This is a genomic window from uncultured Cetobacterium sp., assembly GCF_947072685.1.
GTDB lineage: Bacteria > Fusobacteriota > Fusobacteriia > Fusobacteriales > Fusobacteriaceae > Cetobacterium_A.
The window spans coordinates 1-15,378 of the sequence record NZ_CAMTIK010000016.1 but is presented as its reverse complement, the minus strand read 5'-3'; the positions used below and the strand labels follow the sequence as shown (position 1 = coordinate 15,378).

General features: G+C 28.5%; 15 protein-coding genes. 11 read left to right on the top strand and 4 right to left on the bottom strand.

From position 1 onward, the window contains the following. The first annotated feature begins 100 nt into the window (after window positions 1-100). Both Q0V67_RS06910 and Q0V67_RS06905 read left to right on the top strand, forming a co-directional pair. Window positions 101-1,633, top strand: coding sequence for an AbgT family transporter (locus tag Q0V67_RS06910; protein WP_297598203.1), 1,533 nt, complete (start codon window positions 101-103; stop codon window positions 1,631-1,633). Between the two features lie 63 nt (window positions 1,634-1,696). Further along, entirely contained in the window at window positions 1,697-2,389 is a 693-nt protein-coding gene (locus Q0V67_RS06905) for an alpha/beta hydrolase (protein WP_297598202.1), read from the top strand. A gap of 25 nt (window positions 2,390-2,414) precedes the next feature. Here the strand turns inward: Q0V67_RS06905 and Q0V67_RS06900 are convergent, their stop codons facing one another. Next, window positions 2,415-3,707 carry an NCS2 family permease gene (locus Q0V67_RS06900; protein WP_297598201.1) on the bottom strand — a complete coding sequence of 431 codons (1,293 nt, stop codon included), beginning with the start codon at window positions 3,705-3,707 and terminating at the stop codon, window positions 2,415-2,417. Window positions 3,708-3,874: 167 nt separating this feature from the next. Further along, window positions 3,875-4,954 (bottom strand): SEC-C metal-binding domain-containing protein, encoded by a 1,080-nt coding sequence (locus Q0V67_RS06895; protein ID WP_297598200.1) that lies wholly within the window; start codon window positions 4,952-4,954, stop codon window positions 3,875-3,877. Window positions 4,955-5,192: 238 nt separating this feature from the next. Between Q0V67_RS06895 and yfcE the strand changes: the two genes are divergently transcribed. Continuing rightward, complete coding sequence (gene yfcE, locus Q0V67_RS06890; protein ID WP_297598199.1) at window positions 5,193-5,741, top strand: phosphodiesterase; 549 nt, start codon at window positions 5,193-5,195, stop codon at window positions 5,739-5,741. A 22-nt stretch (window positions 5,742-5,763) separates the two neighbouring features. Here the strand turns inward: yfcE and lon are convergent, their stop codons facing one another. Then, window positions 5,764-8,151, bottom strand: coding sequence for an endopeptidase La (gene lon, locus Q0V67_RS06885; protein ID WP_297598198.1), 2,388 nt, complete (start codon window positions 8,149-8,151; stop codon window positions 5,764-5,766). A gap of 180 nt (window positions 8,152-8,331) precedes the next feature. Here lon and gnd point away from each other — a divergent pair, with 180 nt between their 5' ends. The 3 genes from gnd to pgl are packed head-to-tail and all read left to right on the top strand — an operon-like array spanning window position 8,332 to window position 11,387. Further along, window positions 8,332-9,234, top strand: a complete 903-nt coding sequence (gene gnd, locus Q0V67_RS06880; RefSeq protein WP_297598197.1) for a phosphogluconate dehydrogenase (NAD(+)-dependent, decarboxylating) — start codon at window positions 8,332-8,334, stop codon at window positions 9,232-9,234. Further along, on the top strand, window positions 9,221-10,750 hold the full coding sequence (gene zwf, locus Q0V67_RS06875) for a glucose-6-phosphate dehydrogenase (protein ID WP_297598196.1): 1,530 nt from the start codon (window positions 9,221-9,223) through the stop codon (window positions 10,748-10,750). Before gnd ends, zwf begins: the two co-directional genes overlap by 14 nt. Beyond that, the gene (pgl, locus tag Q0V67_RS06870; RefSeq protein WP_297598195.1) at window positions 10,737-11,387 is read left to right on the top strand and encodes a 6-phosphogluconolactonase; all 651 of its coding nucleotides are present in this window, start codon (window positions 10,737-10,739) and stop codon (window positions 11,385-11,387) included. Before zwf ends, pgl begins: the two co-directional genes overlap by 14 nt. Window positions 11,388-11,739: 352 nt before the next feature. Here pgl and Q0V67_RS06865 read toward each other — a convergent pair whose 3' ends face one another. Next, window positions 11,740-12,183: a hypothetical protein gene (locus tag Q0V67_RS06865; protein ID WP_297598194.1), complete on the bottom strand. Its 444-nt coding sequence runs from the start codon at window positions 12,181-12,183 to the stop codon at window positions 11,740-11,742. A 151-nt stretch (window positions 12,184-12,334) separates the two neighbouring features. Between Q0V67_RS06865 and Q0V67_RS06860 the strand changes: the two genes are divergently transcribed. The 5 genes from Q0V67_RS06860 to Q0V67_RS06840 all read left to right on the top strand — a co-directional run bounded on the left by Q0V67_RS06860 (window position 12,335) and on the right by Q0V67_RS06840 (window position 15,278). Then, window positions 12,335-12,598 (top strand): glutaredoxin domain-containing protein, encoded by a 264-nt coding sequence (locus tag Q0V67_RS06860; protein WP_297598193.1) that lies wholly within the window; start codon window positions 12,335-12,337, stop codon window positions 12,596-12,598. A gap of 172 nt (window positions 12,599-12,770) precedes the next feature. Beyond that, window positions 12,771-13,115: a hypothetical protein gene (locus tag Q0V67_RS06855; RefSeq protein ID WP_297598192.1), complete on the top strand. Its 345-nt coding sequence runs from the start codon at window positions 12,771-12,773 to the stop codon at window positions 13,113-13,115. Window positions 13,116-13,157: 42 nt separating this feature from the next. Continuing rightward, complete coding sequence (locus Q0V67_RS06850; protein WP_297598191.1) at window positions 13,158-13,322, top strand: hypothetical protein; 165 nt, start codon at window positions 13,158-13,160, stop codon at window positions 13,320-13,322. Window positions 13,323-13,340: 18 nt separating this feature from the next. After that, window positions 13,341-14,732 (top strand): potassium/proton antiporter, encoded by a 1,392-nt coding sequence (locus tag Q0V67_RS06845; RefSeq protein WP_297598190.1) that lies wholly within the window; start codon window positions 13,341-13,343, stop codon window positions 14,730-14,732. A gap of 33 nt (window positions 14,733-14,765) precedes the next feature. Further along, window positions 14,766-15,278: a hypothetical protein gene (locus tag Q0V67_RS06840; RefSeq protein ID WP_297598189.1), complete on the top strand. Its 513-nt coding sequence runs from the start codon at window positions 14,766-14,768 to the stop codon at window positions 15,276-15,278. Window positions 15,279-15,378 lie beyond the last annotated feature (100 nt).

Genomic DNA, 15,378 nt, shown 5'->3' with positions numbered 1-15,378 from the left:
TAATTTGTACAAAAATATGATATTCTTTATCTAGTATTAGAAACTTTATTGAGCATTTCAAATGAAAATGGAAATAAATTATCAAAAATTGGAGGGGAATATGGAAGCAGAATTAAAGCAAGAACAAAATAAGAAAAAAGGACTGGTAGACAAATTTTTAAATGTAGTAGAAAAGGGTGGAAATGCCTTACCACATCCAGCAACATTATTTGCTATATTGGCAGTAGCAATAATATTAATTTCAGGAATAGGATCAGCACTTGGATGGTCAGTTGACTTTGTTGGAATTAACAGTAAAACAATGAAAACTGAAGAGATGCTAATCTCTACAAAATCGTTGATGTCTAAAGAGGGAGTAAATTATATATTTACATCAATGGTAAAGAACTTTACTGGATTTGCTCCATTAGGAACTGTTTTAGTTGCAATTATTGGAATTGGTTTGGCTGAAAGATCAGGACTTATGGCAGCGGTATTAAAAAAAGCAGCATTATCAACACCAAAACAATTGGTAACAGTTATGGTTATATTTTTAGGGATTATGTCTAACGTAGCTTCAGATGCTGGATATGTTGTTTTACCACCACTTGCAGCATTGATATTTATGTCATTTGGAAGACACCCAATAGCAGGATTAGCGGCAGCATTTGCAGGAGTATCTGGAGGATTTTCAGCAAATTTATTAATAGGAACAATTGATCCATTATTGGGTGGAATTTCAACAGAGGCTGCTAGAATACTAGATCCTACATACGAAGTTTTGCCAACAGCAAACTGGTACTTTATGATGGCGTCAACATTTATAATTGCAGCTATCGGAACATTTATAAATGATAAAATTGTAGAACCAAGACTTGGAAAATATACAGGTGAAGAAAAAATGGAGTTCCAAGAAGTGAGTGTTGAAGAAAAGAAAGCGTTGAGAGCATCAGGAATAGCAGCACTTATTATGCTAATAATAATGGTACCATTATATTTTACTTTAGGAAAAAATTTCTTAGGAAGTGGATTGGTTCCAATTATCGTTCTATTCTTTGCAATACCAGGACTTGCATATGGAAAATCAATAGGAACAATAAAAAGTGATTCGGATGTAATGGCAATGTTAGGAAAATCAATGCAGGGGATGTCAGGATATATTATTTTAGTATTCTTTGCAGCTCAATTTATAGCATATTTTAACTATACAAATTTAGGGACAATATTGGCAGTAAAAGGTGCAGATTTCCTTGAAACAACTGGAATTACTGGAATTCCATTAATTATTGGATTTATTTTGATTGTAGGATTTTTAAATCTATTTATGGGATCTGCTTCTGCTAAATGGGCTATATTAGCACCTGTATTTATCCCAATGTTAATGAGAGTTGGATATACTCCACAATTTACTCAGTTAGCTTATAGAATAGGGGATTCAAGTACAAACATTATATCTCCATTGATGTCTTATTTCGCTATGATAATAGTATTTATGCAAAAATACGATAAAAAAGCATCGTTAGGAACACTTGTATCAGTAATGCTTCCGTATTCAATGGCATTTTTAATTGGGTGGAGTATTTTCTTAGCAATATGGATGGTAAGTGGATTCCCTATTGGACCGGATTCATTTATGAGATTGGCAGGAATGTAAGATTTATTTAATTAAAAAGGCTTGATCAAAATCAGGCCTTTTTAATTTTTTAAGGAGATGGAAATGAAAAGAAATATAATTTTAGTTCATGGAGCAGGAGTAGGAGGATGGGTATATAGAGATGTCGAAAAAATTTTGAAATATTATGGAAATAATGTATTTTCGCCAAACTTATCTGAAATAGAAGATGAGAAAAAAATTACTTTAACGAACTACGCAAATAAAATTATTGAGTTAATTATAAAAAATAATTTAAAAGATGTATATTTGGTAGGGCATTCTTTTGGAGGTGCAGTAATATCAGTTGTGGCAGAAAGGATATCGGAAAGAATAAAATATCAAATATATATAGATAGTTTTTTCTTAGAAAATGGAGAAAATATTTTAACTTTATTTGGAGAAGAAAGAGAAAAAGAGCTGATTGAAATTTCAAACAAAGAAGGTAGAGGAGTCTACTTACCCAAAAGGTTATTTGGAAAAGATCATCCATTAATAAAAGATATGCCATTTTATCCATATTTAGAAAGAATAAAATTAACAGATAAAGGGAAAAATATACCAGGTGCCTATATAGATTGTTTAGATAGTACAGGATTTGAGCATTTAGAAAGACCAAAAAAAATAATGAAAAAAAGAGTGCAGGAGAGAAACTGGGTATATATAACTTTAGATTCGACTCATATACCAATGACAAAATCTCCAGCAAGAGAGAGATTGATAGAAATAATAGTGAATTTAATAGAAAAAACCAGCTAAATTTTTAGCTGGTTTTTTTGGATAATTATACAATTAAACTGATAGCTGATAATACACCTATAAAAATTAAAGTAGGATTTAATTTTTTAAAATCACCAGTTCCAGCATGGATAATGATATAAGATATGAAACCAAAAGCTAGTCCAGTACTGATACTATAAGTTAGAGGCATCATAAGAATTGTTATAAAAGATGGAAAAAGAGTTTTATAGTCTTTCCAATCTAAATCACAAATATTTTTAAACATATATACCCCAACAATTATAAGAGCAGGAGCAGTTGCAAATGATGGAACTATTGAAACAAGAGGGGTAAAGAATAAAGAGATAATAAATAGACAAGCAGTCACAACAGATGCTAGACCTGTTCTTGCACCAGCGGCTATTCCAGCAGCAGTTTCAGAAAGAGTTGTAACAGTACTTGTTCCTAGGACAGCACCGACCATAGTAGCGGAAACATCTGCATAAAGCATTTTTCCTAAATCTTTAACATTACCTTTTTTATCCGCAATTCCAATCTCTTTGGAACATGCTATAAGTGTTCCAAGTGAATCAAATAAATCTACAAACATAAATGAAAAGGCAGGTCCTAAAAGAGAAAGTTTAAGTGCACTAAGTATATCAAGTTTAAATGCTATTGGAGCTATACTTGGAGGAATAGAAACTATTGATGTAGGTAAAAGTGTATCTCCTGTAAAAAACCCAATAACAGTAGAAGCTACAATACCTATTAAAATCCCACCTTTAACTTTCTTTATTTCTAATATTACTGCAATAAAAAGTCCAACAACTCCTATCATTATTTTGGTATTAAATCTAGATAAACCTATAATTGTAGCTGGATTTGATGCTACAATACCAAGAGTCTTTAAACCTATAAAAGCGATAAAAAGTCCAATACCACCAGTAACTGATATCTTTAAACAAAGAGGGATAGCATTTGCAATTTTTTCTCTAATTCCTCCTATAGAAAGAAAAAAGAAAAATACTCCAGAAAGAAAAACAATACCAAGAGCAGTCTCCCAAGGAATCCCTCTACCAATAACAAGAGAATATGTAAAGAATGCATTTAGTCCCATACCAGGAGCAAGAGCAAAAGGAACATTAGCTAAAAATGCGGCTATAAGAGTACCAATAGTTGCAGATAGTATAGTAACAGTTATAAGAGCGCCTTTATCCATCCCAGCTTCACTAAGAATAGCAGGATTTATAAAAATGATGTAGGCCATAGTAAGAAAAGTTGTAGTACCACCAATTATTTCGTGTTTGATTGTACTGTTCCTTTCTTTAATTTTGAAAAAAGTGTTTAAAAAATTCATAATCAACTCCCTAAGTTTTTCCATATATTATACATGAAAAAACAGTTCAATTCAAAGATATATAATAAAAAGTTTGACAAAGTTTGTTTTATACTATACTATAAAAGTGTACAAAACAAAAACCAAATATAATTTATAAAAAAATAGGAGCAAAGCTCCTATTTTTATTATTTACCACAACATTTTTTATATTTTTTACCTGATCCGCAAGGACAGATATCATTTCTACCAATTTTAGTAACACTTCTAGGTTCTTGTGCTTCCCCAAAGATTTCAATAAAAGAATGACCTTTTAAACACCATAAAGGAAGAGTATTAGCTATTCTTGTAACAATATTTGTAAAAATTTGTTCAGAATCTAAATTATCAAAAATGATTCTTGTTTTAAAATCATTGATAATTTCATTAACAGGAACATTATTTTTAAGTTTATCAATGATAGTAGTTATTTCGAAACCAATTTGAGCTCCTTGAAGTTTATGTCCCATTAAAAGAGCGATTAGATCAGCAATTTCCTGTGTTTTTTCTATAAAGAAATAGTTCCAGTAATTTTTATATTCATCATTTGTTAAAATTTTGTAATCTAAATTATCATACTTTATTGTTTCGTGTAAAATATCAACAGGTTCAGAAACAGAATCAGCAACTAAATATACAAGGTTACTTCCGGAATCTTGTATTTTGCTGACAAAAACATTTAAAATCCATCTATTATCAATAAAAGAGTGAATTTTTTCTAAAGTTATATTTTTAAAAGTAGGGATTAAAAGTTCTAAAAGTTTATTTTCATCGATAACTCCATAGAATCTAATCATTCCTAAGATAAGCATTTCAAGCTCTTGATTAAAATCGATTACCTTTTTATTGTCCTCAATATTAGAAATTTCATGTAGGTTTTTTAAAAACCAAGTAGAAATAGTATAATGATTATTATCTTTTTCTTTTATGATATTTTTAGATATAAATCCAAAGCTTTGAAGAGGAATTAAGAATTCTTCATACTCGTAGAAATCTTTTTCACTTACTTTATTATTATTTTCATTATATTGAGAAAGAAGAGCTATAGTATCTTTTGAAAAGACTTCTAAAAAAGTTTTTGAATTATTTAGGTATACCTCAATTATTTTTTCAATTATTTTTCCTTTAACAGTACTTTTAGCAAGTTTTATATCAAATTTAGCTAAAATTTTAAAAAGATCATCTTTTAGTAAACTGTTTAAAGATTCCATTAAAAATTTATCTTCCACATTGACCTCCAAACATTTTTATTATTATTATACCATAAAAAAATTAAAATACAAAAATGTATAATAAATTAACAAAGAAACGAATAAGGTTCTATTTTTGAAGGTTTAAAGATTTTGGCTCTATATATATGATTAAATGTGTTATGATGATAACATGTTTAAAAAGAATATCTCTATTTTCCACTTTAGAGATAGCTTATTAAATGTTTTGTAAAAGATTAAAAATGGAGGAAGAAGTATGAAAATTTTTGTAATATCTGATATACATGGTTCAAGTTACTATTTAAAAAAATCACTGGAAGCATTTAAAGCAGAGAGTGCTGATTATTTATTGATTTTAGGAGATCAACTTTATCATGGGCCAAGAAACCCTCTTCCTAGAGATTATAACCCGAAAGAAGTTGCGGATACATTAAATAAATATAAAGATGTAATTATAGCAGTTAGAGGAAATTGTGACAGTGAAGTTGATCAAATGATGCTAGAATATCCAATTTTAGCAGACTATACTACTCTATTTTTAAATGAAAAAAGAATATTTGCAACTCATGGGCATATTTTTAATATGGAAAAAGTACCTAAAATATCTAAAAAAGATATATTAATTTATGGGCACACTCATGTGCCGTTAGCTGAGGAGAAAGATGGAATTTTTATATTAAACCCAGGTTCAATATCATTACCAAAAGAAGGAAATGAAAATAGTTATGGAATTTTTGAAAATGATATCTTTTTTATAAAAAATTTAGATAGAAAAATATTAAAAAGTATAAGTTTAAAGAAATAAAAAAAGGGCTTGCACCCTTTTTTTATTTCTTTATTAAAGCATACTTTAAAACATCTGTAAAATAATCTACAAAATTAACAGTAATCCCAGTTTTTAAGAAATCTGGAAGTCTATCAAAATCTTTTTTATTATCTTTAGGAAGAATTAACTCCTTTATCCCAACCCTTCTAGCTGCGATAGTTTTCTCTCTAATTCCACCTATAGGAAGAACTTTACCTGTTAAAGTAAGTTCACCAGTCATAGCGATACCTTTTTTAACAGGAGCATTTAAAGCCAAAGAACAAAGAGCTAAAGCCATTGTTATTCCAGCAGAAGGACCATCTTTGGGAGTAGCACCTTCTGGAACGTGCAAGTGAATTCTATTTTTTTCAAAATATTCTTTAATTTCAACTGGAAGAGTTTTATCTTTAGATAAAAGAGAGCGAATATAGGAATAGGCAATTTCAGCCGATTCCTTCATGACATCTCCAAGTTGTCCAGTTAATTTTAGACCTCCCTCTTTATTACTGATACTAACAGCTTCAATATACAGTGTAGCTCCACCCATAGATGTCCAAGCTAGGCCTAAAGTAACTCCAGGTATTTCTTTTTGATAAAGCTCTTCAGTGGTAAAAAAAGGAACACCTAAATAAGACTCAACATTTGCTTCACTAATTCTAACCTTTTCTTTATTTCCTTCAGCAATTTTTAAATTAACTTTTCTCATTATTTTTCGAATGCTTTTATCTAGAGTTCTAACTCCAGCTTCTCGAGCATATTTATCAATAATAAATTTCAAAGCATTTTTACTTATTGATATTTCTTTACTATCAAGAGCGTGTGCTTTTAATTGTTGAGGAATTAAATATTTTTGTGCAATTTGTAGTTTTTCTTCTAAAATATAACCTGAGAGATGAATAATTTCCATTCTATCAAGTAGTGGTCTAGGGATTGTATCTAATTGATTTGCAGTTGTAACAAATAATATTTTAGATAGATCATATCTTATATCGAGATAGTGGTCTAAGAAATCTTTATTTTGTTCAGGGTCAAGAACTTCTAAAAGTGCAGAAGCAGGATCACCTCTAAAGCTATTTCCAATCTTATCAATTTCATCAATCATAATCACAGGATTTGATGTTTGAACTAATTTTAAAGATTGAATAATTTTTCCGGGCATTGCTCCAATATATGTTCTTCTATGCCCCTTGATTTCTGCTTCATCAATCATTCCACCAACAGAGAATCTATAAAATTCTCGATTTAAAGATTCAGCTATAGATTTACCAATAGAAGTTTTTCCAACACCAGGTGGACCCACTAAGCAAAGAATAGAACCATTCACATTTCCAGTTTTAATGACAGTACTCACAAATTCTAATATATTATTTTTAATATCCTCTAAACCATAATGATCTCTATCCAAAATTGCCTTAGCCTTTTTAATGTCCAGTCTGTCTTTTGAAAAAACTCCCCAAGGAAGTTCAACAATAGATTCTATATATGTTCTTGCTACATGATATTCTGGTGAGCCCTGATCAAGCAATGAAAGTTTTTCTATCTGCTCATTAACAACTTTTTCGGCTTCTGGAGATAGTTTTATATGACTTAATCGCTCCATAATTTTATCTATAACAGTTGATTTTTCATCTTTTTCTAATCCAAGCTCTTGTTTAATCAGCTTAAGTTGTTCTCTTAAAAAATATTCTTTTTGTTGTTTGCTAACTTTATCTTCTATTTGTTTTGAAATTCTTGCTTGGAGTTGTGAAATTTCAAGTTCATTTTTTAACATTGTAAGTAACCTTTGTGAACGGCTAACTATATTAAATTCTTCTAGTAGCTCTTGTAAATCCTTAGCTTCAGCTTTCAACATAGAAGAAACAAAGTCAATAAAAATTCCGGGATGATCATATGAAGCTTGAGAAACAAGAAGTTTAAGCTCCTCTTTTAAAATAGGATTCACTTCGAAAATTTCTTTTAAAGAAGTCATAATGGCAAGCATGTAAGCTTTTAGTTCAACAGAAGAATCGTCATTTTCTCTATTATATTTGACTTTCCAGCAGATTCGAGAATTTCCAGTAACCACTTTTTTTCTCTTAAAACGTTCTACTCCAAAAACTATTGCTTGAACTGAATCTTGAGAAATAGAAGTGACTTTATTTATTTTTACAACTGTACCTACCTCATATAGGTCAGAGTTAAAATAATCGGAGTCATCGATATCTTTTGTAAAAACTAAGCCAATAAACCCGTTGTAGTGTTCTTCAGCATCTTGAATAGCTTTTAAGAAGTCGTCACCAGTAAATGCTATAGGAGTAAGTATATTAGGGAATATAGGTCTTATAACAAGCGGTAAAATAGGGATATCTTCAGGAAGTAAATCTCTTATATTAACAAGGTCAGTTGAATTACTAGGGTTATTATTGCTCATAAAAATCCTCCTTTATGCTATTTGTATATATCTAAAATACATGTAAATAGCAATATTTCCTTTTATTAAATAAAAATTATAAATTACTAAAAAAGATATTGAATATTGTAAAAGGAAGATATTTAAAAAAGAAGTAAAAGATTGAATAAGATATGATTTTTTTAAATTAGGAGGTCAGTAATGAAGGTTGGAATAATAGGTTTAGGGAAAATGGGAAGTGGTATTGCTAAAAAACTTTTAATTAAAAATCATGAAATAATAGGTTTTGATGTTGATAAAAAGGCTTTAAATGAGATAAAAAAAGCTGGTGGGATTGTGACTGATAGTATTGGGGAGTTTTTAGAAAGAATAAATATAAATGAAACCCCTATAGTTTGGGTTATGTTGCCGTCGGGAGATATAACCAATGGAACGTTGATGTTATTAAAAGAAAAATTAAAAAAAGGCAGCATAATTATTGATGCAGGAAATTCAAATTATAAAGACAGTGTAAAAAATAGTGAACAGATAAAAAATAGTAGTATAAATTGGCTAGATATAGGAACTAGTGGTGGAGTACTGGGATTTGAACGAGGATATTGCTTTATGGTAGGTGGAGATCAAGAAGCTTATAATTATATTTCACCAATCTTAAATGCTTTGTCTAAAAAAGATGGATATGGATATATGGGAAAGGCTGGGAGTGGACATTTTGTAAAAATGATTCACAATGGAATTGAGTATGGACTCATGCAGGCATATGCTGAAGGTTTTGAACTTTTAGAAAAAAATAGTAAGTATAAATTAGATTTGTCAAAAATACTAAATCTTTGGCAAAATGGGAGCATAATAGAATCTTTACTTTTAGAAGTAAGTAAGGATATTTTTAAAGAAGATTCTAAGCTTGAAAATATAAAAGGTTATGTAGAGGATTCGGGCGAGGGACGTTGGACTGCTGAAGAGGCTATTGTGGAAGGAGTTTGTTTACCAGTTATAACTATGGCTTTGATGCAAAGATTTAGATCTAGACAGGAGGAAACATTTTCAGATAAGGTTATAGCTCAGATGAGAAATGGGTTTGGAGGTCATAGTGTTAAAAGTTGATATGAATAAATTTTGTAGCTACGAATTAGATGAAATTAAAGTTTCAAATTTTATTTTTATAATTTTTGGTGGAATGGGAGATTTAAGTACTAAAAAAATAATTCCATCTTTATTTAATCTTTTCAAAAGAAATAAACTGAAAAAAACTTTTGAAATTATTTTACATGGAAAAACAAAAAGATCAAATGAAATGTGCTACGAAGTAATAAAAAAGAATATTCTAAAAGAGGATAAAGAAGAGTTTGATGTAGAATTATTTGAAAAATTTTATAAAAATATTAGTTATTATGACGAGAATATAGAGGAGCCAGAAAAATGTAAAATACTAAAGAGTATTGTTGATAAATTTAATAATAGTTCTGAAGAAGAAAATCAAATAATTTTTTATTTAGCAGTTCCACCAGATTTAGTTTTAAAAATATTAAAGATAATTGAAAATACAAAAATATGTAAAAAAGGTATAAATAAAAAAATAGTTATGGAAAAACCGTTTGGAACAGATTATAATTCAGCAAAAAAATTGAATAAAGAGCTTATGAAAAATTTTAAAGAAAATGAAGTATATAGGATGGATCACTATTTAGGAAAAGAAACTGTCCAAAATATTTTATTCTTTAGATTTGGAAATTTAATATTGGAACCAATATGGAAAAGAGAGTACATAGACCATGTCCAGATAACTATTTCGGAGACAATAGGAATAGAAAACAGAGGGGAATTTTACGATAAAAATGGAATTATAAAGGACATAATTCAAAACCATATGCTCCAAATTTTGAGTATAATTTGTATGGAATATCCAATAAATTTTAGTTCGAATTCTATAAGAGATGAAAAGCTAAAAATTTTTAAAAGCATAAAAAAAATTGAAAAAAAGGATATTGAAAAAAACATTGTATTAGGACAATATGGAAATGGAAAAATTTTAGGTGAAAATGTAGTGGGCTATTTAGAAGAGAAAAAAATTCCACAAGATTCCAAGACTGCAACATTTTTTGCAGGAAAAATTTTTATAGAAAACTGGAGATGGTCAGGAGTTCCTTTTTATTTAAGAGCTGGAAAAAGGTTAAAAGAAAAATTGACAGAAATCGTCATAATTTTTAAAAACCCTCCACTAAATTTATTTGGAAATAATTGTTCGAAAATTTTTCCTAATAGAGTAATATTTACTATTCAGCCAGAGGAAAAAATAGAGATAAGTATGAATGTAAAATATCCAGGAGATAAAAATTATCCACATCCTATTAAATTAACATTTGATTATTCAAATTTAAATAGTAAAATACATTTGAATGCTTATGAAAGATTAATTTTAGATATATTAAAGGGAGATTTAACGCTCTTTACAAGAGAGGATGAAGTGGAAAGTATGTGGGAAATTGTGGCACCGATAATAGAGGCTTCTGAGGGAAGTATACAAATACAGGAATATTCATCTGGAAGCTGGGGAGTCAAAGAAAGTGAGTTATTAATAGAAAATGATGAAAGAAGGTGGAGTAGACATGAGGATAATTAAAGTTTCTAAAAAAAGTGATTTATTTAAAAAAGCAGTAGATATTTTTAAAGAATCTACATATGGAAAAAATATTGTGAATGTGGCTTTCTCAGGAGGTAAAACTCCAAAAGAATTTTTTAGAAAACTCTCGAAAGAAGAGATAGATTGGAATAAAATAAATATATTTTTAGTTGATGAGAGATTTGTTCCGTTAAATAGTGAAGATAGTAATTATAATCTTCTTAGGAAAAATCTTTTAGATAAAATAGATATTCCAGAAAAAAATGTTCATAGGATAGAGATGTTAAAAACGCCACTGGATTCAAAGATTGATTACGAAAAAAAATTAATAAAATATTTTAAAGGAAATATAAAATTTGATTTAATATATCTAGGGATAGGAGACGATGGACATACTGCTTCTATTTTTGATATGGATGATGTGAATGTAGAGGAGCCGACACTAATAACAGAAAGTTCAAAATATCCACATAAAAGAATAACGTTGAGTATGGATACAATAAATAAAGCTGAAAAAAAGATAATAATGGCAACAAGAGAAAAAGTAGGAGTGTTAAAAGATTTAGTTATGTTTAAATATCCAGCTTTTTTTATTGAAGATCCAATTATTTTGATAGAAAGTGATGAAACAAACTAGAAAAGGTGGAAGTTTATATTCCACCTTTTCTAGTTTGTCAAATATCTTTTGAGTATGTATTTTCTGATATTTTTTTGAATCCTATCATTTCAACATAATTTTGATAAAGAAAAAAATTGAAATACTCACTATCTTTATCAGCTAGAACTAATTTAAAATAGCAATACCTAGATTTAAAAAAGTTGTAGCTATAGAGTGTATCATAATCCTATACACAGCAAAAGTAGGTATCCTAAAGTATTGACTCAACGAAGTTTAATTATAGATATCATGTCCAAAGAAATAAAAATTACAATTGAAACTATAATACCAAAAATTTCAATTAAATTCATAGATGCCTCCTAAATATTGATTAGAAAAAATTACTTATAAGATTTATAAAGTCAGAGGTTATTTTTTGTTCTTTTGTCAAGGTATCTCTAAAGTTTCGACTAAAATTATGTCCATTAACTCTGTTTGGGTAATATAAAAAATCATTAATAAAATATTTTAAAGGGTCATTATAGTTTCTGTAAGCGGGTAGAGTGGCGATCTCTCTATGATATCTTTCAAAGGATTTTCTTAAACGTTTTTCTTCTTTTAATTGGTCTTTGTAAAACTTTTCTAATCTTTTTCTATCTTTATGTTTAAACCTTGGATGTAAGTTTAACCAATCATCAAAATCTGTTCTATTGTGTCCCCAGTTATCTTCTTGACTAAAATTTTTATGATGTTTATTTCCCTTGTTTGGGTTTGCAAATAAAACAGAAGATATTAAAGTTGTAAAAATAAAAATAAAACTTAAAATTTTTTTCATTGTTTATTCTCCTAATTATAATAATATTGAGTATTATACCTTGATTTTGAGAAAAATTAAAGGAAAAGAAAAACTAAAAATTCTTGACTTTTTTACTAAATTTTTATATCATATTAAATATACTAAAAAAGTATCTTATTAGGAGGTTTTTATGAAAATAATGTTATTTACAACACCAACTTGCCAATACTGTACTCCAGCTAAGGAGTTATTAGCAGATACAGAAGGTGTAGAGATTATAAACGCTTTAGAAAATCAAGATTTAGCAGGGATGTATGGTATTAGATCTGTACCATCTTTAGTAGTAGAAAAATGCAGTGGGACAAATGTATTTGTAGGTTTGGATCAAATTGCAAAATATGTTGATGAAAGTGCAAATGCATCTGGCGGATGTGGATGTAGCTGTGGTCATTAATTATTAAAAAATATCTTAAATGGGATAGCTATCAAGCTAACCAAAAATTAGAACCTAAATTTTAATTATTTAGGTTCTTTTTCTTTTGTTATTTGATAAAATAAAGTATAATATAAGATAATAATTAAAGGAGATACACTGAGTTTAGTGTAAAAAGTACAGAGGTGAAAAAATGAAAAAAAAGATTTTTTTATTTCTTATATTTTTTATAGTTTCCATCTTTGGAAATTTAAAAGAGGAGATAAAAGAAGCAAAACATATATATATATCATTGAATTATGAAATAAAAGAGAAAAAATCTGAGAAAAATCTCAAGTATATAGATTTTAAGTTTTCTGAATTAAAATCACTCTCATTAAGAGATAAAAGCATTGATAAACCCGTACAATTAATCAGTTTTAATTTTACTCCAATTATAAAAATTGATTTAAAAAAAATTGTTTTTACAAATAGATATTTCAATATCTTCCATATTGGTATATTAGAAAGATATTCTAAAAGAGTTTTAATAATTTAAAAAACCTTCAAATTTATATAAAAATAAAATTGGAGGTTAATAATGAAAAAGATATTATTAGAAGAAGAAAACGAGATATTAAAGAGAGAGGAAAGCTTTGCTGATAAAACTTTAAAGATTTTATTTTTAACGTTGTTTGTGGGGTCATATTTAGCATTGGTAGTTATGACAACATATGGTCTAGTTTTGTATCTTTTTTTTAAATAATTGTAAAGGAAGGAAAATATGGGAGTAGAAATATTAATTGTAGGAATAATTATATTAGTGAGTTTATTTTCTATAAGAGTTTCGAAGAGACTAGAAATTCCGTTGTTGATAATGTTCCTTTTAGTAGGAATGCTTGCTGGTTCTGAAGGGATAGGTGGAATATATTTTGATAATGCTTCAATGGCTCAAAATATAGGAAGTTTAGCACTGATATTTATAATATTTTCAGGAGGACTAGAAACTAAAAAAGAGGATGTAAAGTCATCGTTTTATCCCAGCTGTACACTTGCAACAATAGGAGTTTTACTAACAGCCATTCTGTCGGGAATTATAGTATATTATTTAACAGGATTTACCCTAAAAGAATCGTTACTATTTAGTGCAATGGTTTCTTCAACAGATGCAGCGGCGGTTATGTCAATGTTGGGAGATTCTAAATTGAAAAAAAAAATAAAATCAGTAGTTGAAATTGAATCAGGAAGTAATGATCCAATGGCATATGCACTTATACTTTTTTTAATATCATTTTTTAAAAGTGATGATACATCTCTTTTAAGTGGAAGTATTTTTTTATTAAAACAGATTGGATTAGGTATTTTAGTAGGATATTGTTTTGGAAAGATAACACTTCCGTTAGCAAGCTATATGAAAATTGTGAGAGAAGAATTTTTAACAATTCATTTAATAGCAGTGGTATTTATGTGTTTTGGATTGGCAACTGTAATAGAGGGGAATGGATATCTTGCTATCTATATAGCTGGGATAATGATTGGAAATGAAAAGTTTAATTTTAAATTAAATAGTATTAGAAACATGAGGCTAATAACTTGGTTTATGCAAATAACAATGTTCGTAATATTAGGATTATTGGTGTTTCCAAGTCAATTATTAGACTATATTTATATAGGAAGCTTACTCTCTATTTTAATGATAGTTGTTGTCAGAATAGTTGTAGTATATGGTTTGCTTTGGCCGTTTAATTTTACTAATAAAGAAAAGTTTTTTATATCCTGGGCGGGTCTTAAAGGAGCTGTACCCATAATATTTTCTACTATGGCAATAACAGAGGGACTTACAAATGCACAAGGCATATTTAATTTAACCTTCTATATTGTTGTTTTTTCTGTTTTACTTCAAGGAATGACATTAAAAAGTGTAGGAAAAAAATTAGGATTATTCGATGAATCTGAATCCGAGGACAAAGAGATTGAAGTCGATGAATTGGAAGAGTTAGCTATAAAAAAAATGATTTTAGATAATGATTCAGAATATATAAATAAACAGATAAAGGATTTGGAACTTCCAAAAGGAATGTTGATTATTTCGGTAAAGAGAGAATCTAGTTATATAACCCCGAAAGGAGATATAGTATTATTAGCTGGGGATATTATTCTTTTTTCACAAAATTAGTTAACAGAAACCTTTATTGTACGAGGAGGATTGATGAAAAAATTAATATTTTTAGTAATTACTTTATTTATTTTTGTAGCTTGTAAAAAAGAGAGCAATATCTCTTTAATAAGGTTTTTCCCTGAATCGAATTTAAAATATTCAGGTGGATTTGAAAATAGTGGTTATACAGTAGTAACTAAAAAATTGTCAAATGATTTAGTGTTACAAACGACTAAGAGTACTGCCACGGAAACTTCAAGAGTAATAAAAATAACTCCCGAGTCTGCTACTGTAATATTTTTAAGTGGTGAGGGTGAAGAATATAAACCTGGAAAAGTAAATAGTAATTTAGTTATAATGAAGATGCCTTTGGAAAAAGGTAATAGTTGGAAATCGGAAGGAAATAAGTATGAAGTTGTTAGTTTCGATGGAAAGATATTGGCTATTCAAAGAGATAATGGGAATAGTAATATAAAATACACATATGAAACTGATAAAGGACTTATAGAAGAGAATTTTGAGTCAGAAGGATTTAAAATTGAATCTAAAATTATTCAAAACTAAAAAAGACCACACTCAATTTTGAGTGTGGTCTTTACTATTATAACAACTTTTAAGTTTACTACAGCAAATCATTAGTTGGTGGATTCATTGGTGGAGATGA

Excerpts from the sequence above, each read along its gene's own strand:
- Q0V67_RS06860 (WP_297598193.1), top strand. The coding sequence starts at position 12,335 with ATGAAAATAATGTTATTTACAACACCAACTTGCCAATACTGTACTCCA.
- Q0V67_RS06845 (WP_297598190.1), top strand. The coding sequence starts at position 13,341 with ATGGGAGTAGAAATATTAATTGTAGGAATAATTATATTAGTGAGTTTA.
- Q0V67_RS06855 (WP_297598192.1), top strand. The coding sequence starts at position 12,771 with ATGAAAAAAAAGATTTTTTTATTTCTTATATTTTTTATAGTTTCCATC.
- pgl (WP_297598195.1), top strand. The coding sequence starts at position 10,737 with ATGAGGATAATTAAAGTTTCTAAAAAAAGTGATTTATTTAAAAAAGCA.
- yfcE (WP_297598199.1), top strand. The coding sequence starts at position 5,193 with ATGAAAATTTTTGTAATATCTGATATACATGGTTCAAGTTACTATTTA.
- lon (WP_297598198.1), bottom strand. The coding sequence starts at position 8,151 with ATGAGCAATAATAACCCTAGTAATTCAACTGACCTTGTTAATATAAGA.
- gnd (WP_297598197.1), top strand. The coding sequence starts at position 8,332 with ATGAAGGTTGGAATAATAGGTTTAGGGAAAATGGGAAGTGGTATTGCT.
- Q0V67_RS06850 (WP_297598191.1), top strand. The coding sequence starts at position 13,158 with ATGAAAAAGATATTATTAGAAGAAGAAAACGAGATATTAAAGAGAGAG.
- Q0V67_RS06905 (WP_297598202.1), top strand. The coding sequence starts at position 1,697 with ATGAAAAGAAATATAATTTTAGTTCATGGAGCAGGAGTAGGAGGATGG.
- Q0V67_RS06900 (WP_297598201.1), bottom strand. The coding sequence starts at position 3,707 with ATGAATTTTTTAAACACTTTTTTCAAAATTAAAGAAAGGAACAGTACA.
- Q0V67_RS06840 (WP_297598189.1), top strand. The coding sequence starts at position 14,766 with ATGAAAAAATTAATATTTTTAGTAATTACTTTATTTATTTTTGTAGCT.
- Q0V67_RS06910 (WP_297598203.1), top strand. The coding sequence starts at position 101 with ATGGAAGCAGAATTAAAGCAAGAACAAAATAAGAAAAAAGGACTGGTA.
- Q0V67_RS06865 (WP_297598194.1), bottom strand. The coding sequence starts at position 12,183 with ATGAAAAAAATTTTAAGTTTTATTTTTATTTTTACAACTTTAATATCT.